We start from the raw sequence: 21,435 nt of genomic DNA on the forward strand, positions 1-21,435 counted from the left end.
GCGCAGGACTGGCCGGTGAATACATCATTACTGTAGAGAAATAGACAATTGACTCAACTGGTTAAAACCCCTTCGATAATCCATGGTTAGAGAAGGGGTTTTCTGCTTATAGCTGGCTCAATGATACCTTTTTATCTCATGCTCTGCACTACGAGATTGTGGTAAGATGAGTTTTTAGTTGAGCTAATTGTAGGGGAATGAGTTGTAACCTTCTGTTTTTTAGCGGATTATATAGTTTGCGTATAAAAGACAGTGGTTTGCGCTATTGGAAGGTTAATTCGCGCACATTCTCAAAATCACCTTTATGATATGGACTACATTGATTAAAAATAGGGGATGCCGAAAACCTTATCGAGTAGGCAAAATTAAACACATACGATTATGTCATTATCATCAGGATTACCCAGAATTATTTACAAAAGGGTGTCATTCAAATGTTTTGTAGGCTTTGTGAAGGGAACCATTGAGTTTTCAGTATACGACAATGGGAGTACTACCTTTCCTGCTCTTGCTACCATAGAAACCAATCTGGGTAGCGGAAGTGTTAGTCTGGATCTTTCCGGAAACCAAACTATTAAGAAATCGGCTGCGGGTGTCGATGTTACCGTGGAGATTTCGAAGTGGACTGTTTCTAACGAATCGCTCAGTTTTCATGTGAAAGCTTCCGGTAAGAAGGGGATTTTCAGCTGTACGGTATTCGATGAAACCTTGAAGGGAGACCGTCAGAGTGCATCGGAACAAGAAGCCCAAATGAATGAGGTATTTGCCAAAATGGAAGCGGCCAAAGCCTAGTTTCAGCCAAAAAAATACCCCCAAACATTGCAGCGTTTGGGGGTAAATGTATAATCCGGGTTTAAGAATTCATCGGTCTACAGTTCCCTCACCCAAATGTTTCTAAACCTCACAGGATTACCATGATCTTGCAGAATGATAGACCCATTGCCGTGGGCAGGGTTTTTAGGTAGGCCTATGTATTCGGTAGTTCCTCTTAAGGCCACATTGTTCTGCACCACAATACCATTATGAATTACTGTAATTGTGCCATCGGCTACTTTAATACCATCTTCATTGAATCGTGGAGCTTTATATATGATGTCATATACATTCCATTCGCCCGGGGCAACTGTGGCATTCACTAAAGGAATAGACTGCTTGTAAATAGAAGCGGCTTGTCCGTTGGAGTATGTTCTGGACTCGTAGCTATCAAGAATTTGAATTTCGTACCTTTCTTGAAGGAAAACGCCCGAATTTCCTCTTCCCTGGCCTTCTCCCACAATTTTTGTGGGCGCACTCCACTCAATATGCAGCTGTATGTCTCCAAACTTTTTGTGAGTCATAATATCACCGGTGCCACGAACTACTTCCATATATCCGTTGGTCACCTTCCAGGCTGCTGCCGAACCATCTTTGCGGCTTTTCCACTCATTTAAGTTGGTGCCGTCAAAAAGCACAACGGCATCAGACGGAGCAGCTCCGTTTTTACCCGGGGTTACTTTTCGGGGTACAGGCTCCCACACCTCTGTGGCTTTTGGGTCGGTAATTTGTGCCGAAAGGCTGACTCCCGTTAAAAGGAGCGTAGCGGCCAACAAACCGGCCTTTTGAAAAATGGTATATCCTGCTTTTGTGTTTTTCATATCAATCAATTCCTAAAAGTTTTCTGAATTCCTCATCGCTAATTCCCGCATCGGCAAAGTCATCGAAGTTCTTTTGCGTAGCTTCAATAATAAATTGGTTAATGTACTCGGCTCCCTCACGGGCTCCTTGCTCAGGAGATTTTATGCAGCACTCCCATTCCAGAACAGCCCAACCATCGTATCCATATTGAGTCATTTTGGAGAAAATGGCTTGAAAATCGACCTGTCCATCACCAATAGAACGGAATCGGCCCGGTCGCTCTCTCCAGTCCTGATAGCCTCCATATACACCAGATTTTCCGGTAGGGTTGTACTCGGCATCTTTAACATGGAACATACCAAAGAACTCGTGGTAGTGGTCTATATAGGCCAGGTAATCGAGTTGTTGTAGAATAAAGTGTGATGGGTCATAGAGAAGCTTTACTCGTTTGTGTTTTCCGGTAGCTTCGTAGAACATTTCGAAAGAGGTTCCATCGTGTAGGTCTTCTCCTGCATGCACTTCATAGCAAAGATCTACTCCATGCTCATCGAAGTGGTTGAGAATGGGTAACCACCGGTTAGCGAGTTCTTTAAACCCTTTTTCGATCAGTCCGGCCGGTCGCTGAGGCCAGTTGTAGAAATAAGGCCAAACCAATGCACCGGAGAAGGTAGCATGTACGTTGAGGCCCAGGTTTTGGCTCGCTTGCGCAGCTTTTTTTACTTGGTCTATGGCCCAGATGTTTCTTTGTTTGGCGTTCATTCCTTTAGGAGCGAACCCTTTAAAAAGCTCCTCATAGGCCGGATGAACGGCCACCAGTTGCCCTTGAAGGTGGGTAGAAAGCTCACTGACCTCCAAGCCATGTTCGGCCAGAGTGCCTTTGAGTTCGTCACAGTAGGTTTTGCTTTCTGTAGCCTTGTCTAAGTCTATAAGGCGGGTATCCCAAGTGGGTATTTGCACAGCCTTGTACCCTAACTCAGCAGCCCACTGGGCAATGTTCGAGAGGTTGTTGAAGGGGGGCTTGTCGTCTGCAAATTGCGCCAAAAAAATGGCTGGTCCTTTAATCGTTTTCATCATCTCAATCTACAATTTCAGTCCAAACATTGCCATTTCCGGCCGAGGCCAGAACGGCTTCAATAAACTTCATTCCTCTTACTCCATCTCTAATGGTTGGGAAGGCGCCTTCCAGATATGCTTCGCCCCGTATGGCGCGAGCTGTACCGAGGTAGATGTTGGCCATGGAATCGAATATGCCTTCCGGGTGACCGGGAGCCATTTTGGTGCTTATTTTGGCCAGATCTCCGTTGTATTCGTGACCGGGTTTAAGCACCTGTAGGGGTTGCCCTTCTTGTAGAAAATAGAGATAGTTGGGGTTTTCCTGCTCCCATTTTAGCGAGGCTTTGGTGCCATAAACGGCTATGCGCAAATTGTTTTCTTCGGCAGTGGCAATTTGGCTGGCCCGTACCAGACCTTTTGCTCCATTGTCGAATTTACACATGGCCGTTCCATCAATGTCTAGCGGATTATCTTCATAAAGAGTGTCTACATCGGCAAGAACCTTCAGGGTTTTTAGACCTGTGGTATACTCAATCATATTGAAAGCGTGTACTCCAATGTCGCCCATACAACAGCTTTGCCCTGCTTTAGCAGGATCTAGTCTCCACACGGTGGCTCGTTTGTCCTTGTCGTGTATAACAGGGTTAATCCATCCCTGATAGTACTGGGCATCTACCTTCTGAATTTTTCCCAGCGCTCCTTGGGCTATCATGGTTTTCATTTGTCGCACCATAGGGTAGCCGGTGTAGGTGTGAGTCAGGGTAAACACAACTTTGTGTTTGTGAACCAGTTCTTCTAACTCAATGGCTTCTGCCGCAGTGTTGGTAACAGGTTTTTCACAAATTACGTGAAAGCCTGCTTGAATGAGCTGCTTGGCCATGGGATAGTGCAGGAAGTTTGGGGTAACCACTACCACGGCTTCAATGCGTTCGTTTTCCGGCAAGGCCAGCTCTTTTTCTATGAAAGTATCGATGTTGGGATAGGTACGTGCAGGGTCTAGCTCCAGCTTATTGGCAAATTCGAGAGCACTCTCATAATTGGAGTCAAATGCTCCACCAATGAGTGTGTACTCTTCGCCCATATAGGCTGCTATTCTGTGCACAATACCGATGAAGGAGTTAAGTCCTCCACCAATCATACCCAATCTTATTTTTCTGTGTTTTGACATGTATTAATCGCGTTTCAGTTTATGCTTTTTTATACTCTATAGTTTCGTTTTTAAATACCAGGGCGAATAAAATGAATACCAGGGCTGAGAAGGCTGCCGGAAGAATCCAGATGCTTTCCCAAGTATGGTCGCCTGTTGCCGTGGTGTAATACTCGGAAATTTGACCGGCTGCCCAGAAACCGATGAGCATACCTACACCGTAGGTGGCCAGGGTAATAAGACCCTGGGCAGAACTCTTGTACTTGTCGCCAGCCTTGGAATCGGTATAGATTTGACCCGACACAAAGAAAAAGTCATAACATATACCATGAAGGGCTATTCCCAACAGGAGCATCCATACGCCACTGTCGGCATTGCCATAGGCAAAAAGTACGTAGCGTAGAGCCCAGGCCAGCATACCGAACAATAGAGTTTTCTTAATACCATACCGGGTAAGAAATACCGGTAGAAGTAACATAAATACTACTTCAGAGATTTGTCCGAGAGTCATTTTCCCGGTGGCATTGGCAACTCCTATCTCAGTAAGGAAGGGGTTGGCATTTTGATAGTAGAAAGCCAGCGGAATGCAAATTAGAATTGATGAAAAGAAGAAAACCGCAAAATTTCTATTGTTAATGAGCTTTAGGGCGTCTAGTCCGAGTATTTCACTAATAGAGGCCTTTTTAGATTTATCTACTACTGGAGGTGTTTTAGGAAGAGTGAAACTGAATAGCCCAAGTGCTCCAGAGGCTATGGCTGTCATATAAAAGGTGTTCTTTAATAACCCTTCTGAGATTGAGGCTTCAGAATCCCATGAGAATACATAACTAATTACCAAGCCGGCTACAATCCATCCAATAGTGCCGAATACTCTGATTTTCGAAAACTGTTTAGAGGGGTCTTGCATAGTTCTGAATGCCACAGAATTTACAAGAGCCAGAGTGGGCATATATAAAATCATGTAGCCCAATACATAGGGATAGAATGTGGTAAAGTCATTGGTTTCAGCCATCTGATACATCAGGAATGCCCCAATGAGGTGTAAAACTCCAAGAATCCGCTCAGCATTGAAATATCGATCGGCAATAAGACCAATAATAAATGGAGCGATAATAGCTCCCCAAGATTGAGTTGAGAAGGCTTGAGCGATTTGGCCATCAGTGGCATTAATGTTATTGCCTAAAAAAGTCCCTAGGGTTACAAACCACCCTCCCCAAATAAAAAATTGGAGGAACATCATGACGCTCAGTCGTATAGTGATTCCTGTCTGATTCATAGTTGTAGGTTTAGCGTATTGTTTTTAGTCGGATTAATTTTCAAGTTCTTTAATCATCACCTTTCTGAATTGAATGGGGTGACTTTCGCTTTGTAGAGCTATGTAACCACTTTTAAGTGGTTGTCCATCCGGTTTTGCTTCCAGTAAAAAATTGGCTACCATAGTGCCCCCAATGGTTGGGTTTTGGTAGCGTATAATGGTGTCTCCATTTATAATATGGGCAATTTCTTTGTCTTCCCTCACCAAAATATCCATGGTTACCCATTGGTCGCCATCGAAGGTTGGAGCATTGGCGTTTATGCAATGATTTTCAATTAATTGTCCGTTCATTTCTACATGTGTTCCCGGAGTACACAGGTTTCCTGTAGGCCTTGGTCCCTCACCTAATCCGCCCAAAAACTGGGCTTCTAGTGAGATGGGAAAGTCTTGCTGTTCTTGCATGGTGTAAGGGTCTTGTGAGTGAAGCATCACTCCACTGTTACGCAATGCCCATGCGGCTCCACCTTCCACTTGTTCACCAACAAAGCGATACTCTACCCTGAGCAGGTAGTTAGAAAAAGGTTTTTCATAAAAGAGATGACCAAAACGATTATCGAAGCGGTAGTAGTTTTCATATGAAACGGTCAGTAGGCCATCTTCTACCCGAAAGGTTTCTCCGTAGTTTTCACCGGTCGGGTAGCCGGTAATTTTAGGTATCCACCCTTCCAAGTCCTTGCCATTGAATAGGTTAACCCATTCATTCTCTTTTGTTGAGGTACAGTTTAGGGTGATAAAGGTTAGGGCCACCCAGAGTATTGAGGTAGATTTAGCGCGTTTCATGTCCAATTTGAAGGCAATAAGTTAGCTAAAATCTGCTTCTTATCAAGCCAACTTTATACGTTGAGGAACGATTGGGCTATAAGTAAATCTTCCGGAGTGGTGATTTTAATGTTTTTGTAGTTCCCCTCTATTAAATGAATGGCATGGCCTGCTGCTTCCAATACGGAAGCATCGTCTGTAAATGATGTGTTGTATGGCTGCTCAAATGCTTTTTTGATTAGCCGTAGCTGAAAGGTTTGCGGAGTTTGAATAAGCCTGAATTGGTTTCGATCTTCTTGTTGGTTGCCGGAATGATCAACACTTCGAATGGAGTCTTTCAGCGGTATAGAGGCTACAGCAGAGCCTTTGGTATAAGCAATTTCATAGCTTTTCCTTATAATGTTCCGGTCAACTAAAGGCCTCACACCGTCATGGATGGCCACAAGACCGTCACTTTCTGCAATGGTGTTTAACCCATTTTGTACAGAGTGGAATCTTTCTTTACCACCTTTTACCAGTTGATGAGGAACGTCAAACCTGTGGGTGGCAACCAGCTGATTCCAATGGTCTGTCTGATGGTCGGGGAGAACTAACAGTATTTTAATATCATCGAAATGAAAAGCTTTAAGGGTGTGCATGAGTATGGGTAGCCCCTGAAGTGCTATAAATTGTTTGGGGAGTTCTGCCCCCATCCTTTTTCCACTACCGCCTGCGACTATTACTGCAAACTTTTGCATAGAGCAATTATAAAGAAAAAAGCCTTCTCCTCCGGCTATTGGGAAGAGAAGGCTTAATATTATAAGGTCTTGATGATTAAATAATCAGCATAGCATCGCCATAGCTAAAGAACCTGTATTTTTCTTTAATAGCCACCTGATAGGCGTTCATGATATTTTCGTAGCCACCAAAAGCTGCTGCCTGCATAAGCAGGGTAGATTCGGGCAGGTGGAAGTTCGTTACCAGTGCATTGCAAATTTTAAACTCGTAAGGAGGGAAGATGAATTTATCCGTCCAGGCCGAGTTAGGCTTAAGTCTTCCTCCGGCTGAAACGGACGATTCCAATGCTCTCATGGAAGTGGTTCCAATGGAGCAAACCCTTTTCTTTTCGTCCAGAGCTCTGTTCACCAAATTGGCTGTTTTTTCTCCTATAGTGTAATTCTCAGAGTCCATTTTATGCTTTGTGAGGTCTTCCACATCAACGGGACGGAAAGTTCCTAAACCAATGTGCAGCGTAATAGGGGTTACGTCAATTCCTTTAATTTCCAGTCTTTTTAATACCTGCATGGTAAAGTGCAAGCCGGCTACAGGAGCTGCCACAGCACCCACATGCTTAGCATAAATGGTCTGAAAGCGTTCTCTGTCTTCCGGTTCTGTTTCTCTGGGAATAACGCGGGGCAACGGAGTTTCACCCAAGGTGTCTATGGTTTTGTAGAACTCCTCATCACTACCGTCAAACAGGAAACGGATAGTTCTTCCTCGGGAGGTGGTATTGTCTATAACTTCTGCCACTAGTTCTCCTTCACCAAAATAGAGCTTGTTGCCTACTCTGATTTTTCTGGCCGGGTCAACCAATACATCCCAAAGGTGCATTTCCTGATTGAGCTCCCTCAAGAGGAAAACTTCAATTTGAGCACCGGTTTTCTCTTTTTGGCCATAAAGCCTAGCAGGGAAAACCTTGGTGTCATTGTTCACCATAACGTCACCTTCATCGAAATACTCCACAATGTCTTTAAAAACCTTGTGTTCAATTTCTCCTGTGTCGCGGTGCAACACCATTAACCTGGATTCGTCTCTGTTTTCTGCTGGGTATTTGGCAATTCGGTCTTGAGGTAACTCAAACTTGAATGCCGATAATTTCATTTTCTCGATACTCAATTCTCCTGTCTTTTGAAATAGCTGGCAAAGATAAAAATAAATGATTGAGCTTCATAAGGTAAGCCCTGTTAATGCGAATATATGGCATAGAAATTAATTTTCATGCGCCTCCCACTTAACCGTGATAACTTCCATTCGCTGGCTCTTTTCCTTTTTTTAACCATTAATGGTTTGAGCGTGTTTACTTTTTCAAATTCTTTACGTTGCATAAGTAACCACAAAAACCAATTTCAGGCCAATGCGCATCGGTATATTTTTGAAGTTAATGGGTGAAAGTATTCGCTTTGCCCTTCAGGTCTTAACCACCAATCTGCTTAGAACTACACTTTCGCTATTGGGTGTAACTATTGGGATAATGCTCATTATCTCTGTGTTTACTATGGTGGACTCCCTGGAAAAGAACATTAAGGATAGCCTCGATTTTTTAGGTTCTAATGTGGTTACGGTAGATAAGTTTCCTTATGGCACGGGACCTGACCCTAACTATCCATGGTGGAAATACTTTCGAAGGCCAAACAATAGCTATTCTGAATTCGAGTTTTTGCAAGCTAACCTAAAGAATGCTACTGCCATTACAATTGTTGGGTCTGCATCTACTACGGTCAGATACAAGAGTTCAAGCTTGGGTGGAACAGACGTGTGGGGTATTACTTATCAGTACAAAGATGTTTACGAGGTAGAGATTGCGCAGGGTCGATATTTTACTCAGCAAGAGATTGAAGGAGGTCGATCTGTGGCGATTATTGGCAATGAAGTGGCACAAACTTTATTTCCCAATGAAAACCCAATAGGGAAAGATATCAAAGTGAGGGGTTATAAGGTACGTGTAATTGGGATTATGCAGAGAGAAGGTGAAAGCTTTATTGGCACTCCAAGCAATGATGATCGAATTTATATACCCTACAAGATGTTTACTAAAATGTACTACATCGGGAGAATTTTTGGGATAAACCCTTCTGTAGCAGTCAAGGGTCTTGAAGATGATATTGGTTTGGTGGAGCTTCAGAATGAGATGGAGGGTTTATTGAGAAAGGCGAGAGGTTTGCGTCCTAAGGAAGAGTCGAATTTTGCCCTCAACAGACCGGAAGCCATTGCAGAAGCTCTTGGTGGAATTTTTGACGTTTTGGGAATGGCCGGATGGGTTATTGGTGGTTTTGCTATTCTCGTAGGTGGCTTTGGCATTATGAACATTATGTTCGTATCTGTGCAAGAGCGCACCAAACTAATAGGTATTCAGAAATCATTGGGGGCTAAAAACTACTTTATACTTTTCCAGTTCCTGTTCGAATCGGTGTTCTTGTGTTTGCTTGGTGGGGCTGTTGGGGTATTAATAGTATTCTTACTTACATTCATTCCGTTTGGAACACTTGAAGTTACTCTGAGTGCCAAAAACATTCTGCTGGGTGTGGTTGTATCATCTATTATAGGTGTAGCTTCGGGAATAATTCCTTCGGCCAAGGCTGCCAGACTCGATCCGGTGGATGCCATGAGGGCTGCTTAAACCAAAATTGGTTTAAAACAGTAGAGGTTGCTTTAAAGTCTTTCATTTGTACCTGTAGATTTTACGGTACAGAAAGCTCTAAGGCAACCTCTAATTCTTTTGGTAAAAACTCGGAGGTGGTTACTCCTTTTCTACAGCCACTTCGCCATTAATGTGGGCCTTTATTTTACCTTCTAACTCTTCGGCTAGTTCCGGGTTGTCTTCAATCAGCGATTTCACAGAGTCGCGTCCCTGACCCAGTTTTTCATTCTCATAAGAGAACCAACTTCCCGATTTTTTTATAATGCCCAGTTCTACACCAATGTCCAGGATTTCTCCCGATTTGGAAATGCCCTGACCATACATAATATCGAACTCAACCACTTTAAAAGGAGGTGCAACTTTGTTTTTTACCACTTTTACCCGGGTTCGGTTGCCCATTACATTGTCAGCACTTTCTTTAATCTGGCCTATTCTTCGAATATCTAGTCTTACTGAAGAATAAAACTTGAGTGCGTTACCTCCGGTAGTGGTTTCAGGGTTACCAAACATTACCCCAATTTTCTCTCTTAATTGGTTAATGAAAATGCAGGCGCACCCTGTTTTGTTAATTGTTCCAGTAAGCTTTCTCAGGGCTTGAGACATCAGGCGTGCCTGAAGCCCCATTTTGCTGTCGCCCATTTCTCCTTCCAGCTCACCTTTAGGTACCAGAGCAGCCACTGAGTCAATAACAATAATGTCTATGGCTCCGGAGCGAATCAGGTGCTCGGCAATTTCTAAGGCCTGTTCGCCATTGTCGGGCTGGGCTATCAGTAGGTTTTCGGTATCAATGCCCAGTTTTTCAGCATAGGTTTTGTCAAAAGCATGCTCAGCATCGATAAAGGCAGCCAAACCACCTTTCTTCTGTGCTTCGGCAATACAGTGCATGGTGAGTGTCGTTTTTCCGGAAGATTCGGGGCCGTAAATCTCAATAATCCGGCCTCTTGGAATACCTCCAATGCCCAAGGCAATATCGAGCCCTAAAGAGCCTGTTGGTATAGAAGGTAGGTCCACTACTTTATCATCACTTAATTTCATTACTGCTCCCTTGCCATAGGTCTTTTCTAGTTTGTCTATGGTGAGCTGCAGTGCTTTTAGTTTTTCCGATTTATCACTCATGTTAATTACTGGGGTATGTCTTTTAGGAATAGTCTGTGAAGATAGCAGTAAAGCCCGCAATACACAACCATATAATCTTTGTAATTTCGCAAGCCCATGAAGGTCAAAAAAATATTGAAGTGGATAGGCCTGAGTCTTATAGCGGCTCTGGTGGTTTTAGCCATATTATACTGGCAGCTGATTGGCTATGGATGGCTTCAATTAAAAGGTCAGTTGCGTGTCATTCAACAGGCCATACCGTTGGAAGAGTTTATGGCTTTGCCAACCACTACCGATGCTGAGCGGGAAAAGGTGCAAATAATTTTGGAGGCCAAAGCTTTTGCCTTTGAGCAACTGGGTATCAATTATTCAGAGAATTACTCCACTATATACGATCAGCAGGGAAAGCCATCTATGTATGTAGTAACCGCCTGCGATCCGTACTTTTTTAAGCCGCGGATGTGGCATTTCCCGGTGGTGGGTAGTGTGCCATATAAAGGGTTTTTTGATTTGGAAAAAGCCAGGGCCGAAGCCACAAAGATCAAAGAAAATGAAAACCTGGAAGTCGATATTCGAACAGCCGGAGGCTGGTCTACTTTAGGCTGGTTCAAAGACCCCGTGTTATCCAATATGCTCAGGCGCTCCGAAGGAGACCTGGCCAGTCTTATAATTCATGAGCTTACCCATGGCACCTTGTTCGTTAAAGATTCCGTTACCTTCAACGAAAACCTGGCTTCTTTCATAGGCGATAAAGGAGCTATACTTTTTCTGGAACAGAAGTATGGCAAAAATGCCCGGCAGGTAGAAGAGTTCAAACAAAGTTTGAATGATGAACTGATTTTTAAAGACTACATGCTTCGTGCTGCCCAACACCTGGACTCGGTTTACAGGGCTATAAAAAATGAACCTATCGAGACTAAAGAACAGCTCAAAAGAGAGGCTTTAACCAAAATCAGGGGTAATTATGACACGCTCACTTTCCAATCAGATCGTTATGCGGGCTACTTCAATGACTTTGTGCCGAAAAACACATTTTTTATGTCTATGTTGAGATACAATAGCCAGCAAGAGCTTTTAGAACAGCAATTGCAACAAGAATTTAACGGAGATTTACTGGCCTATTTGACTTATCTGAAAAAACGCTTTCCTTCGTTGTAGCAAAAAATGGTATGGCATTTGACAAGTAGAGGGTAAAATTCAGTAATGAAGAAGACTTACATAATTGGTTGCTTGTTTTTTCTATTGACCTCTGCTTATGGTCAGGGATACCAGCTTTCTAAAGAGACGCCATTTCAGCCCGGAGAAAAAATAGAGCTCAAAGCCTCTGTTGGGTTTATTAGAGCTGCTGAAGCCACTTTCTCGGTTAGTGATGTTATTTATACCATAAATAATAAGCCCACCTGGAAAATCGATATCAATGCTAAAACGGTAGGCGTTTTTGATTTCTTCTCTTCGGTGAGAGATAATTGGGGAACATATTACGATACCACTCAGCTTGTGCCTCAACAGTTCTACCGGTACATAAAAGAAGGGCGATTCAGAAAAAATGAGATCCTTTATTTCGACCATAAAAATGATAAAGTAACAGTTGCCAAACTGCACAAAGAAACCCGAAGGTTGGAAAAAACCTTTGAGCACAACATTCCCCATAATGTGCAGGATATGGTGAGTGGGTATTACTATCTCAGGGCTATAGATTTTTCCAAGATTAAGGAAGGAGAAGTGATCACCATTAATACTTTCTTTGACGACAAGGAGAAACCATTTAAAGTGAAGTTTGTGGGCAGAGAAGTAATCGACACCAAGTATGGTAATATTAAAGCAATTGTGTTGGTGCCAATGATGAAAAAAGATAGCCTTTTCGTAGAAGATAATACGCTTAAGGTCTGGCTTTCAGATGATTTGAATAAGATTCCTTTAAAGTTTCAGGCCAAAATTTATGTGGGCTACTTGAGTGTGGAGCTTCTTAATATTGAAAACCTCAAACACCCTCTGGCCATTGTCGAGTAAACAATCAGATTCAACTTGATTAAAAGCTTGTAAAAAGTATATCTTTGAACAATCAAAAAACAACCCATGGCAAACAAGCAAAGCCCCAAAGTTTTGGTGGTAGATGACGACCCGGATATTCTGGAGCTTCTCAAATACAACCTCAAAAAAGAAGGCTACGATGTTGAAACTGCCGAAGACGGTATAAAAGGGGTTTCACTAGCCAAAAGATTTTCTCCTGAACTTATTTTGTTAGACATAATGATGCCTCAGCAAGATGGCGTTGAAACCTGTCGGCAAATCAGGGAAATTCCGGAAATGTCCGATACGCACATCATTTTCCTCACGGCCAGAGCAGAGGAGTATTCTGAGGTGGCAGCGTTTGAGGCCGGGGCCGATGATTACATTACCAAGCCCATAAAGCCGCGGGCACTGATGAGCCGCATTAGCGCATTGTTTAGAAAGGACAGTAAGAACAAGTCAAAGCCTCAGGTTGTGGCCGGAAAATTAACTATCGATCGGTCTAGCTACACCGTTACAGCCGATGGCAACCAGTTTACCCTGCCTAAAAAAGAGTTTGAACTGCTTTATTTTCTTGCGCAAAACCCCAACAAGGTGTATAGCAGAGACGAACTGCTACAGAACATTTGGGGAACAGATGTGTATGTATTGGCCAGAACGGTAGATGTACACATTAGAAAAGTGCGCGAAAAGATTGGAGATGGCTACATCTCAACCGTCAAAGGAGTTGGCTATAAGTTCGAAGTCAATTAAGCCATGTATTTCAAGTCAAGGGTAGTGGCGTTGGTACTGGCCATTATGGTGGCCATAGTCACTGTAGCCTTCTTATCCTTGTTGCCGGAAATTAACGAAACCATTATGCTGGTAGCAGGGCTGCTGTCTTTTGCTTCCACGTACCTGCTGGTTTATGTAACATTCGAATTTCTGGTAATACGCGAGATAAGCGAAATATACAATGTGCTCAATAGAATGCGCAAAAAAGACTTCTCCTTTATAGAAGACTTTGAAAGCACCAATTCCAACCACCCTCTAAAGCGTATTAACAGAGAGATTTACAAATACGGGGTAAACAAGCACAAAGAAATAGAAGACCTGAAAAGACTAGAGGCCTTCAGGCGGGAGTTTCTGGCCGATGTGAGTCACGAACTCAAAACCCCAGTGTTTGCGGCACAGGGTTTTGTGCATACGCTGCTCGATGGCGCCATTGACGATAAAAAAGTAAGACGCAAATTTCTCAAGAGAGCCGCCAAAAGTCTCGATAACCTCGATAAACTCATCCAGGATCTTTTAACTCTCTCACAGATAGAGACCGGAGAAATTAAAATGCACTTTGAGCACTTTAATATTGTGCCATTAGCTTCAGAGGTCATCGATCAGCTAGAAAATAAAGCAGAGCGAAAGGATCTCACCATTCGCTTCGACCAGCCCTACAATAGTCCGATTTTTGTCCATGCCGATGCAGACCGCATTTACCGGGTAATCACCAATCTGGTGTCTAATGCGATTAAGTACACAGAGTCGGGCGAGATTTTGGTGGGCTTTGAGGTAGAAGGACAAAAAGTACAGGTGTACGTTAAGGATACCGGAGTAGGGATACCTCCGGAGCATTTAAGTCGGATTTTCGAACGCTTCTTTAGAGTAGAAAAGTCCAGGTCTAAGGAAATGGGAGGTACAGGCTTAGGTTTAGCTATTGTTAAGCATATTCTTGAAGCACACAATACCAAAGTGAGTGTGATAAGTACCGTTGGCAAAGGCTCTACATTTAGCTTTAAACTACCCATAGGCCAGGGAGCAGATGGGCTGGAAGACGGCACTGTAGACACCGAAGAGTTTGAGGAATTGGAGGAGGAGAATTAATGAAAGTCAATTTTAAGTCGCTAATCTTATTCGAAAACGATGACTTTTTGGTGGTCAATAAGCCTCCATTTATGGCTTCGCTAGACGATCGAAACAGTGAGTTAAACCTTCAGGCTCTGGCCAAGGGTTACGATGAGTCGCTTTCGGCTTGTCATCGATTAGATAAAGAAACCTCCGGCTGTCTTTTGCTAGCCAAAACCAAAGAAGCCTACCGGCACGCTAGTATTCAATTCGAGAAAAGAACGGTGGGTAAGGTGTATCATGCTTTTGTAAATGGCATACATGAATTTAACCATGAGAAAGTACAACTGCCCATACTTTCGCTCAATAAAGGGAGTGTGGTAATAGACTTTAAAGGCAAGCCTGCCACCACCGTTTTCAATACCTTAGATATATATAAGAAGCATAGCCTCATTGAGTGTCTTCCGGAAACAGGAAGAATGCACCAGATAAGAATCCATCTAAGTAAAAAAGACGCGCCACTTATTGGTGATGAACTCTATGGAGGAAGCCCCCTATACCTGTCGCAAATAAAACGAAAGTACAAGCTGAGCCGAGACGAGGAGGAGCAACCCCTCATTAAGCGCTTTGCCCTGCACGCGCATTCACTCACGTTTAAAGGAATGGATGGAAACAAAATAGCTGTAGAGGCGCCTTACCCTAAAGATTTGAAGGTACTACTAAAGCAACTAGTCGCCAACAGGCTTTAGTGCTGTCAGTCACCTTGGGTTTGTATTGGAGGAGCTTACTCACTAAGAGTCAATTAATTTGTGGGGCTATGTTGGATTTGAAAAACCAAACTTCTATCTTTGTGTCCCTTTTTACGGGAAGGTCTGAATAAAGTATTTAAAGTCAATAAATTATACTGAAGTGGATACACTAAGTTATAAGACGGTTTCGGCAAATAAAGCGACAGTAGACAAGCAGTGGGTGTTGGTCGATGCCGAGTCTAAAACATTGGGAAGATTGGCCAGCGAAGTAGCCAAGATAATTAGAGGTAAGAACAAGCCCAGCTACTCTCCACATGTAGATTGTGGTGACAATGTCATTGTTATTAATGCCGATAAAGTAAGACTAACAGGTAAAAAGTGGACAGACAGAGTATATCTGACTTACACTGGTTATCCTGGAGGTCAGAAAAAAACTACTCCAAGAGAATTGAAGGCTAAGTCTTCAACACTTCTTGTAGAAAGAGCCGTAAGAGGTATGTTGCCAAAGAACAGATTGGGAAGAAGCATTTTCCATAATCTGCATGTATATGAAGGCGTTGAGCATCCGCATGAGGCACAGAAACCAAAAGTTGTAGAATTATAAGAAGCTTTCAATGGAAGTAATCAATACTATAGGAAGAAGAAAAACATCAGTTGCCAGACTTTACATGGAGCCGGGCAAAGGTGAAATTACCATCAATGGCAGACCGCTCGACAACTATTTTCAGTCTGATGTAATGCAGATTGTAGTGAAGCAGCCTTTGGTGAAAGTAAAACAAGATACCAACTTCGACATCAAAGTAAACGTTGATGGTGGAGGACTGAAGGGTCAGGCGGAAGCCATCCGATTGGCCATTTCAAGAGCTTTGTGCGAAGCCGATGCTGAATTCAGACCTGCTTTGAAAACCGAAGGATTCTTGACCAGAGATCCTAGAATGGTTGAGCGTAAGAAGTACGGTAAGAGAAAGGCGAGAAGATCGTTCCAGTTCTCGAAACGTTAATCTGAACAAACTTTAAAGTATATAATGTCTAATCTAACTCACAAAGACTTACTTGATGCTGGTGTTCATTTCGGACACTTAACGAGAAAGTGGGATCCGAGAATGGCTCCGTACATCTTCATGGAGAAGAACGGAATCCATATCATCGATCTAAACCAAACCCTTGACAGCCTCGAAGAAGCATCAAATGCTGTTAAGAACATCGTAAGATCAGGAAGAAAAGTAATGTTCGTGGCTACTAAGAAACAAGCCAGAGCTTTGGTTTCTGAGGAAGCCAAGAGATTGAACATGCCTTACGTTACTGAGAGATGGTTGGGTGGTATGCTTACCAACTTTGCCACCATCAGAAAATCTTTGAAAAAACTTGCCGGTATAGACAAGTTGATGAAAGACGAAGCCTACAAAGCCCTGGCTAAGAAAGAGCGTCTCATGAAAACTCGTGAGAAAGCTAAGCTGGAGAAGTTGTTAGGTGGTATTACCGATCTTACCCGATTGCCTGCTGCATTGTTCGTAATCGATGTAAAGAGAGAGCATATTGCTGTTTCTGAAGCCAAGAAGTTGGGTATACCTGTATTCGCGCTTTGCGATACAAACTCTAACCCTAACTCGGTAGATTTCCCGATTCCTGGTAACGATGATGCCTTTAAGTCTATAGAAATTATTACCAAAGCATTTGGTAAGGCTATCGAAGAAGGTTTGTCGGCTCGCAAGCAAGACAAAGAGGAGAGAGAAAGAGAAAAGGCAGAGCAGGAGAAGATCGAAACAGATTCTCAAGAAGCTTAATTCATTAGTGATAAAATCTTGATACAAATTGAACATTGAATTCGCTTCGATGTTCAATTTTTGTTTTAACCGAAATAAGAATCATAAAAATTCATAAAATGGCTATTACAGCAACAGATGTTAACAAACTAAGACAAATGACCGGTGCCGGAATGATGGACTGCAAAAAGGCATTGGTAGAAGCAGATGGCGATTTTGACAAAGCCATTGAAATCCTTCGTAAAAAAGGTCAGAAGCTTTCTGAGAAGAGAGCCGACAGAGAAACCAAAGAAGGTAGCGTATTTGTAAGAGTAAGCGAAGATAAGTCTTCAGCTATCTTAATTTCATTTACTTGTGAGACCGATTTCGTGGCTAAGAACGATGATTTCCAGTCTTTGGGTAATGAGATCGCTGATGCTGCTATGGCCAATAAGCCTGCTGATATTGCTGCACTTAACGCTCTTAGCCTTGGTGAGTTGACCGTACAGGAAAAAGTGACTGAGTACATTGGTAAGATTGGTGAGAAGCTGGAAGTTTCGGCTTATGAAACCATTACTGGTGAGCAAGTGGCTTCTTACATTCACTCTAATGGTAAATTAGGTGTTTTGGTAGCACTTTCTGGCACAGGAGGTAACGATGTAAGTGATGCTGGTAAGGATGTGGGTATGCAAATTGCCGCTATGAACCCGGTTGCTTTGAACAAAGACGGTGTTGACCAGTCGATTATTGACAAAGAAATTGAGATTGGAAAAGAGCAAGCTCGTCAGGAAGGCAAGCCGGAAAACATCATCGAGAAAATTGCTATGGGTAAACTGAACAAGTTCTTCCAGGAGAACACTTTGTTGAGCCAGTCTTTTGTGAAAGATCCTAAGCAAACTGTTCAGCAGTACTTAGACTCTGTGAACAAAGGCATGACAGTAACTGCTTTCAAAAGAGTAGCGATCGGATAATTCATCCTTTAAGCATAAAATCAGTAAAGAAGCGACTTTGAAAGAGGTCGCTTTTTTATTTAGAAATCACTAGCTAGAGCATCTACTAGTTCAGTATATGCCTTAAAATTATCGGGACTACCAATCTCATATTTTATTAAACGATTATTTTCGAAATAAAGAATCGAAGGGTACTCTAGTCTTAGGTTGTTTCTGTAAAATATAGATGTTGAATCGAGTATAATGTTACTTTGTGAATTCTTTAGATCATATTTTAGTCTTAGGCGTTTTTCAGAACTATATCCTGTAAAAATAAATTTTAAGTCCTGATGACCTTGATTAGCATACTCAGAGTAAAATTCATCAGCTTTATATAAGCATGTTGTGCATCCGCTTTGTTCCATTACGACAAATATTGTTTTGTCGATAATGTCTTGTTTATAAATATCCTGAATTGCTTTTTCAAAGGACTCTTTGTAGGGGCCATTACAGGAAATTGCAAAAGATAAACTTCCCAAAAATAATAATGATATGATTTTAGGTTTTGGTTTAGTTTTGAATATTCCAAATTTCAAATTTTGTCTCATTTTCATTTCCTGTTTTAACTTGAAAGTGTAAGCCAAGATCATTTGCGAATATATCATCAGAATCAATCAAGTATTTATTGAACGGTAGTTCAAACTCACCGAGCCAATTGAAGTTTTCATCGAAGACAATTGCGACATATTGTCTTATTCTGCTTTTTACAGGATCTCTCAGATCAATATCAAACTGTGATATAGGAAGACCCATAAGTCTTACATAATTGTTTCCTATCTTGAATATTCTGGTGTAAATATGTCTTTTAAAAGGTTCTTCTTTTACTGTTTTTTCACTCGGCATTACTCCAAATTTCAAAATAGGTTTGATGGGGCCAATTATGTTTTTTGAGGAAGCATTCACCTTGGAAAGTGAATTGAAAGACTTATTCCAGATGTACAAAGAATCTAAATTTGGAAAGTTGTAAATGAATTTTTCTTCATCTGATTCATAAATGAATCCAGTGTAAACGAATTTATCTATACCCCAAAATCCTTTAAGTGATTCATTAGGAACCTCTTGAAAATATTCAATAGAATCATCTGGAGTTAATTTGATTTTCATCTTTCTGCCCTCATTCATGATATAGTAATTATCTAAAAGATAGTCTTTCCCAATTTTTACTATTGGATTTATGTTTGGACGATTTAAGGGAGCGCCAGGAATACCGTCAGGATCAAGATTCAATACTTTAGTTATTTCACCTTCCAGATTGGAAAAATATAGACTGTTAGTCTTATCTATTATTAAGATTGAATCTTGGTGGAATATATGATACCCACTTATTTCGCCCTTTAAGGCATTGGGACCATCTTCGTTAAATGAGATTCTTTTGTACAATTGACCTTCATCGTAATTGAAAATCAAAATATCGTTATTGATTATGTCAAGAGTTGCAATGTGCCTTATGCCTTTCAGTTTCAAGGACTGTATATCTATTAAGTGCCAATCAGTTAGACTGTCGATAGAAAAGGTTTTGGACGTTTCATGAGAGAAGCCTACTTTATTAGTAGACTTCCCTTTCTGGTATTCTATGATCTCAGAGTTATTGCATGAATAAAGCAACAATAGAGTGATCAGTAGTAAATAGGTGAATCGCATTCTAGATCATTGTTGTATTACGGGACAGTCAGCTGTATTATTAACCCCATTGTTGCAAACCCAGCTTTGCCACCAACTTTTTTCATCTACACATTGCCTGTTTGTGTCACCATAACACATTCCATCAAACTGTTCTGTGCCATCACAGGCAATACAGTGTGCTTGCAGACCTTGGGTTATTCCTACTGTTCCGAATAACATTAAAATTGCTGCTAATAAGGATTTCGCTTTTCTCATTTTAATTGAATTTTTAAACAACCTACTCACTTTGGGTCAGGCATTTTCGGCATGCTCCTGTTTGTTGAGCAGAAATACAAAGACAGTTGTATACGGGGCTGAGAGTTGTATTGTGTGTGCTCGTTCTTCAATTTTTTTAGCTAACGGATGAAGTTCCTTTTCTTAAGATAGGACTAAAGTAAAGTAGTGGAGAGGGTAAAGTCAAGTGATAAGTGAAAAAATAAATAAAATTAATTCAAATTTCTTATATGGTTACCTCAAGTATCTGATTCATCACCATCAGTGTCTCCAGAATGGAACTGTGATGAAAAGTTTTATTTTCTTAGCTATTGAGATAAAGTTGACGGAATTGCCATGCCATTAGTCTCAGCTTTGTTCACCGCCTGCGCAGCCGTCCGACCGCTCAAAGCGGTCGGACGGCTAAACTATCAAAACCGAAATATCTGCCCTTGCTTAGCTACATGAAAACCTGCCTGTACAACCTCTTTATACTCCCTGCTATTGACATCAAGAATAGGGTTGGTATGGTTGGCATGGATAAAGTACACCTTAGCCTTATCAGCATCTGATAGGTTCTTAAAAAGCTCCATGCTTTCAGTGGTAAAAGGGTGAGGAATCAGGCTCATGTCTCTACCTTCAAGTTCTCCATCTTTATAGAAGCTGGCATCAATAAGTATATAATCGTGGGCCTTAACCACTTCTCGAATGTCTACATCCCATCGGTTCCATTTGTCTATGTCAGGAATAAAAACAAGGCTCTTGCGACTAACTTTTATTTGATAGCCTACAGTTTCGCTGTATTCATCTCTGTGGGGAACAGTGAAAGGCATTACAGAAATACTGTTGCTCAACGAGATTGTTGTGGAGTCTGACAGGGGTTTTAGAGCTATGTTCTCTAAACTAATCAATTGGCTCCAGGGCCCGTTTTCTTGAAGAAAGGCAGTCATTTTAGGCATGGCGTAAACCGGAATGGTTCGTGTACCCATTACTTCTCTACCCAAATGCATGAGCCCGGTGTAGTGGCCAATATGTGCATGAGTTAAAAATATACCATCGAAAGGATATTGTGTAGGCTTCGAAACCTTATCGGCTATTTCTAACTGTTCCCGAAAATCAGGAGTGGCTTCGAAAAGGTAGCGTTTGTTATGCTGTGGGTCTACCAGGCAAAGCGATACAGCATACTGTTTTGCTCTTAGCCCTTCTTCAATCAGCTTAAATTCTTGCCTCGATCCGGCCTGCGGATAGCCCGCATCTTGTGCCACACCGAGCACCATTAGGTAAGGGGCGTCCTGAGAAGAAATATTGGTGTCAATACCTTGGGTTTCCGGGCTGCTACAGCTTAGGAAAACGAATAAAAAAAGAGCCCATAGAGGCTCTAAAGTTAAGGTTGAAGATGGTGTGTCGTTCATATTAACTACCACAACCTACGCAATCTATTTTAGAATCCATAGGCTTCACACCGTTCAATTTCATTTTTAGATTGTGAATTTGGTCTTTAATGTCCATATCGGCAAACATGTCGCCAGTGAGTTGAGCGTTCAGTTGGTCGATCTGCTTTTGTAGTTGTTCTTTAGTTTCTTCCATGGGGGTGTTATTTGGGTGATCAAAAATGAATTTAAAGTTTCTCAACATTAAATCAAATAGGAGAAGTTCAATGTTCGTGGTTTAACCTTTAAGATTCATAGTTTATAGTCGACTCAAATCAGAGATGGACGGTTGGTGGTTGATGACTGTGGTTTAACTTGAGTTTGATGTAAGAAAAGAATGTCATGCAAAAAAACAGGTCTTAAACTCTCAAAAAAAGGCCTTTTTTATCCGGTATCTTAACAGAGCTTAAATGAGATTGCGGATATTTTCCTTTGCGTATGT

Annotated in this window: 24 protein-coding genes; 11 read left to right on the plus strand and 13 right to left on the minus strand. The window is 41.8% G+C overall.

Features of this window, described 5'->3' with window-relative positions; genetic code table 11:
* The first annotated feature begins 381 nt into the window (after positions 1–381).
* Positions 382–792 carry a hypothetical protein gene (locus tag B3O12_RS08360; RefSeq protein ID WP_286755966.1) on the plus strand — a complete coding sequence of 137 codons (411 nt, stop codon included), beginning with the start codon at positions 382–384 and terminating at the stop codon, positions 790–792.
* 77 nt (positions 793–869) lie between these two features.
* On the opposite strand, the gene B3O12_RS08365 is transcribed toward B3O12_RS08360, so the two are convergent.
* The 7 genes from B3O12_RS08365 to queA all read right to left on the minus strand — a co-directional run bounded on the left by B3O12_RS08365 (position 870) and on the right by queA (position 7,748).
* Positions 870–1,634, minus strand: coding sequence for a 3-keto-disaccharide hydrolase (locus B3O12_RS08365; RefSeq protein ID WP_286755967.1), 765 nt, complete (start codon positions 1,632–1,634; stop codon positions 870–872).
* 1 nt (position 1,635) lies between these two features.
* Positions 1,636–2,685 carry a sugar phosphate isomerase/epimerase family protein gene (locus B3O12_RS08370; protein ID WP_286756030.1) on the minus strand — a complete coding sequence of 350 codons (1,050 nt, stop codon included), beginning with the start codon at positions 2,683–2,685 and terminating at the stop codon, positions 1,636–1,638.
* A 4-nt stretch (positions 2,686–2,689) separates the two neighbouring features.
* Positions 2,690–3,835 carry a Gfo/Idh/MocA family protein gene (locus B3O12_RS08375; RefSeq protein ID WP_189631606.1) on the minus strand — a complete coding sequence of 382 codons (1,146 nt, stop codon included), beginning with the start codon at positions 3,833–3,835 and terminating at the stop codon, positions 2,690–2,692.
* A 19-nt stretch (positions 3,836–3,854) separates the two neighbouring features.
* Positions 3,855–5,090: a nucleoside permease gene (locus B3O12_RS08380; RefSeq protein ID WP_286755968.1), complete on the minus strand. Its 1,236-nt coding sequence runs from the start codon at positions 5,088–5,090 to the stop codon at positions 3,855–3,857.
* Between the two features lie 33 nt (positions 5,091–5,123).
* Positions 5,124–5,909, minus strand: coding sequence for a 3-keto-disaccharide hydrolase (locus B3O12_RS08385; protein ID WP_286755969.1), 786 nt, complete (start codon positions 5,907–5,909; stop codon positions 5,124–5,126).
* Between the two features lie 53 nt (positions 5,910–5,962).
* Positions 5,963–6,625 carry a 2-C-methyl-D-erythritol 4-phosphate cytidylyltransferase gene (locus B3O12_RS08390; RefSeq protein ID WP_286755970.1) on the minus strand — a complete coding sequence of 221 codons (663 nt, stop codon included), beginning with the start codon at positions 6,623–6,625 and terminating at the stop codon, positions 5,963–5,965.
* 76 nt (positions 6,626–6,701) lie between these two features.
* Positions 6,702–7,748: a tRNA preQ1(34) S-adenosylmethionine ribosyltransferase-isomerase QueA gene (gene queA, locus B3O12_RS08395; RefSeq protein ID WP_189631610.1), complete on the minus strand. Its 1,047-nt coding sequence runs from the start codon at positions 7,746–7,748 to the stop codon at positions 6,702–6,704.
* Between the two features lie 253 nt (positions 7,749–8,001).
* Between queA and B3O12_RS08400 the strand changes: the two genes are divergently transcribed.
* Entirely contained in the window at positions 8,002–9,264 is a 1,263-nt protein-coding gene (locus B3O12_RS08400) for an ABC transporter permease (RefSeq protein ID WP_286755971.1), read from the plus strand.
* Between the two features lie 120 nt (positions 9,265–9,384).
* Here B3O12_RS08400 and recA read toward each other — a convergent pair whose 3' ends face one another.
* Positions 9,385–10,401 carry a recombinase RecA gene (gene recA, locus B3O12_RS08405; protein WP_189631612.1) on the minus strand — a complete coding sequence of 339 codons (1,017 nt, stop codon included), beginning with the start codon at positions 10,399–10,401 and terminating at the stop codon, positions 9,385–9,387.
* Positions 10,402–10,497: 96 nt separating this feature from the next.
* Here recA and B3O12_RS08410 point away from each other — a divergent pair, with 96 nt between their 5' ends.
* From B3O12_RS08410 to tsf, 9 genes are all read left to right on the plus strand, one after another.
* Positions 10,498–11,538, plus strand: coding sequence for an aminopeptidase (locus B3O12_RS08410; protein WP_189631613.1), 1,041 nt, complete (start codon positions 10,498–10,500; stop codon positions 11,536–11,538).
* A 45-nt stretch (positions 11,539–11,583) separates the two neighbouring features.
* Complete coding sequence (locus B3O12_RS08415; RefSeq protein ID WP_189631614.1) at positions 11,584–12,390, plus strand: DUF3108 domain-containing protein; 807 nt, start codon at positions 11,584–11,586, stop codon at positions 12,388–12,390.
* A 66-nt stretch (positions 12,391–12,456) separates the two neighbouring features.
* On the plus strand, positions 12,457–13,143 hold the full coding sequence (locus tag B3O12_RS08420; protein WP_189631615.1) for a response regulator transcription factor: 687 nt from the start codon (positions 12,457–12,459) through the stop codon (positions 13,141–13,143).
* A gap of 3 nt (positions 13,144–13,146) precedes the next feature.
* Entirely contained in the window at positions 13,147–14,247 is a 1,101-nt protein-coding gene (locus B3O12_RS08425) for a sensor histidine kinase (protein ID WP_189631616.1), read from the plus strand.
* Entirely contained in the window at positions 14,247–14,957 is a 711-nt protein-coding gene (locus B3O12_RS08430; RefSeq protein WP_286746774.1) for an RluA family pseudouridine synthase, read from the plus strand. The genes B3O12_RS08425 and B3O12_RS08430 overlap by 1 nt, the downstream gene beginning before the upstream one ends.
* 160 nt (positions 14,958–15,117) lie before the next feature.
* Complete coding sequence (gene rplM, locus B3O12_RS08435; protein WP_286755972.1) at positions 15,118–15,561, plus strand: 50S ribosomal protein L13; 444 nt, start codon at positions 15,118–15,120, stop codon at positions 15,559–15,561.
* A 10-nt stretch (positions 15,562–15,571) separates the two neighbouring features.
* Positions 15,572–15,958 carry a 30S ribosomal protein S9 gene (gene rpsI / locus B3O12_RS08440; protein WP_189631619.1) on the plus strand — a complete coding sequence of 129 codons (387 nt, stop codon included), beginning with the start codon at positions 15,572–15,574 and terminating at the stop codon, positions 15,956–15,958.
* A gap of 24 nt (positions 15,959–15,982) precedes the next feature.
* Positions 15,983–16,741: a 30S ribosomal protein S2 gene (gene rpsB, locus B3O12_RS08445; protein WP_189631620.1), complete on the plus strand. Its 759-nt coding sequence runs from the start codon at positions 15,983–15,985 to the stop codon at positions 16,739–16,741.
* Between the two features lie 98 nt (positions 16,742–16,839).
* On the plus strand, positions 16,840–17,670 hold the full coding sequence (tsf, locus tag B3O12_RS08450; protein WP_189631621.1) for a translation elongation factor Ts: 831 nt from the start codon (positions 16,840–16,842) through the stop codon (positions 17,668–17,670).
* Between the two features lie 59 nt (positions 17,671–17,729).
* On the opposite strand, the gene B3O12_RS08455 is transcribed toward tsf, so the two are convergent.
* The 5 genes from B3O12_RS08455 to B3O12_RS08475 all read right to left on the minus strand — a co-directional run bounded on the left by B3O12_RS08455 (position 17,730) and on the right by B3O12_RS08475 (position 21,150).
* Positions 17,730–18,236, minus strand: coding sequence for a hypothetical protein (locus tag B3O12_RS08455; protein ID WP_286755974.1), 507 nt, complete (start codon positions 18,234–18,236; stop codon positions 17,730–17,732).
* Positions 18,199–19,329 (minus strand): DUF4221 family protein, encoded by a 1,131-nt coding sequence (locus B3O12_RS08460; protein ID WP_286755975.1) that lies wholly within the window; start codon positions 19,327–19,329, stop codon positions 18,199–18,201. Before B3O12_RS08460 ends, B3O12_RS08455 begins: the two co-directional genes overlap by 38 nt.
* A gap of 6 nt (positions 19,330–19,335) precedes the next feature.
* Entirely contained in the window at positions 19,336–19,566 is a 231-nt protein-coding gene (locus tag B3O12_RS08465) for a hypothetical protein (protein WP_286755976.1), read from the minus strand.
* Between the two features lie 428 nt (positions 19,567–19,994).
* Positions 19,995–20,975, minus strand: a complete 981-nt coding sequence (locus tag B3O12_RS08470) for an MBL fold metallo-hydrolase (RefSeq protein ID WP_286755977.1) — start codon at positions 20,973–20,975, stop codon at positions 19,995–19,997.
* Between the two features lies 1 nt (position 20,976).
* A complete protein-coding gene (locus B3O12_RS08475) occupies positions 20,977–21,150 on the minus strand; it encodes a hypothetical protein (RefSeq protein WP_189631623.1) in 174 nt (57 codons plus the stop codon).
* Positions 21,151–21,435 lie beyond the last annotated feature (285 nt).

This window comes from Roseivirga sp. UBA838, assembly GCF_002296035.1.
GTDB lineage: Bacteria > Bacteroidota > Bacteroidia > Cytophagales > Cyclobacteriaceae > Roseivirga > Roseivirga thermotolerans.

What these genes read in the sequence shown, in the direction of transcription:
- B3O12_RS08465 (WP_286755976.1), bottom strand. Translation starts at nt 19,566, where the DNA reads ATGAGAAAAGCGAAATCCTTATTAGCAGCAATTTTAATGTTATTCGGA.
- B3O12_RS08390 (WP_286755970.1), bottom strand. Translation starts at nt 6,625, where the DNA reads ATGCAAAAGTTTGCAGTAATAGTCGCAGGCGGTAGTGGAAAAAGGATG.
- B3O12_RS08460 (WP_286755975.1), bottom strand. Translation starts at nt 19,329, where the DNA reads ATGCGATTCACCTATTTACTACTGATCACTCTATTGTTGCTTTATTCA.
- B3O12_RS08375 (WP_189631606.1), bottom strand. Translation starts at nt 3,835, where the DNA reads ATGTCAAAACACAGAAAAATAAGATTGGGTATGATTGGTGGAGGACTT.
- B3O12_RS08420 (WP_189631615.1), top strand. Translation starts at nt 12,457, where the DNA reads ATGGCAAACAAGCAAAGCCCCAAAGTTTTGGTGGTAGATGACGACCCG.
- rpsB (WP_189631620.1), top strand. Translation starts at nt 15,983, where the DNA reads ATGTCTAATCTAACTCACAAAGACTTACTTGATGCTGGTGTTCATTTC.
- B3O12_RS08380 (WP_286755968.1), bottom strand. Translation starts at nt 5,090, where the DNA reads ATGAATCAGACAGGAATCACTATACGACTGAGCGTCATGATGTTCCTC.
- B3O12_RS08385 (WP_286755969.1), bottom strand. Translation starts at nt 5,909, where the DNA reads ATGAAACGCGCTAAATCTACCTCAATACTCTGGGTGGCCCTAACCTTT.
- B3O12_RS08430 (WP_286746774.1), top strand. Translation starts at nt 14,247, where the DNA reads ATGAAAGTCAATTTTAAGTCGCTAATCTTATTCGAAAACGATGACTTT.
- queA (WP_189631610.1), bottom strand. Translation starts at nt 7,748, where the DNA reads ATGAAATTATCGGCATTCAAGTTTGAGTTACCTCAAGACCGAATTGCC.
- B3O12_RS08470 (WP_286755977.1), bottom strand. Translation starts at nt 20,975, where the DNA reads ATGAACGACACACCATCTTCAACCTTAACTTTAGAGCCTCTATGGGCT.
- B3O12_RS08365 (WP_286755967.1), bottom strand. Translation starts at nt 1,634, where the DNA reads ATGAAAAACACAAAAGCAGGATATACCATTTTTCAAAAGGCCGGTTTG.
- B3O12_RS08455 (WP_286755974.1), bottom strand. Translation starts at nt 18,236, where the DNA reads ATGAGACAAAATTTGAAATTTGGAATATTCAAAACTAAACCAAAACCT.
- B3O12_RS08425 (WP_189631616.1), top strand. Translation starts at nt 13,147, where the DNA reads ATGTATTTCAAGTCAAGGGTAGTGGCGTTGGTACTGGCCATTATGGTG.
- B3O12_RS08410 (WP_189631613.1), top strand. Translation starts at nt 10,498, where the DNA reads ATGAAGGTCAAAAAAATATTGAAGTGGATAGGCCTGAGTCTTATAGCG.
- B3O12_RS08415 (WP_189631614.1), top strand. Translation starts at nt 11,584, where the DNA reads ATGAAGAAGACTTACATAATTGGTTGCTTGTTTTTTCTATTGACCTCT.
- recA (WP_189631612.1), bottom strand. Translation starts at nt 10,401, where the DNA reads ATGAGTGATAAATCGGAAAAACTAAAAGCACTGCAGCTCACCATAGAC.
- rpsI (WP_189631619.1), top strand. Translation starts at nt 15,572, where the DNA reads ATGGAAGTAATCAATACTATAGGAAGAAGAAAAACATCAGTTGCCAGA.
- B3O12_RS08360 (WP_286755966.1), top strand. Translation starts at nt 382, where the DNA reads ATGTCATTATCATCAGGATTACCCAGAATTATTTACAAAAGGGTGTCA.
- B3O12_RS08400 (WP_286755971.1), top strand. Translation starts at nt 8,002, where the DNA reads ATGCGCATCGGTATATTTTTGAAGTTAATGGGTGAAAGTATTCGCTTT.
- tsf (WP_189631621.1), top strand. Translation starts at nt 16,840, where the DNA reads ATGGCTATTACAGCAACAGATGTTAACAAACTAAGACAAATGACCGGT.
- B3O12_RS08370 (WP_286756030.1), bottom strand. Translation starts at nt 2,685, where the DNA reads ATGAAAACGATTAAAGGACCAGCCATTTTTTTGGCGCAATTTGCAGAC.
- B3O12_RS08475 (WP_189631623.1), bottom strand. Translation starts at nt 21,150, where the DNA reads ATGGAAGAAACTAAAGAACAACTACAAAAGCAGATCGACCAACTGAAC.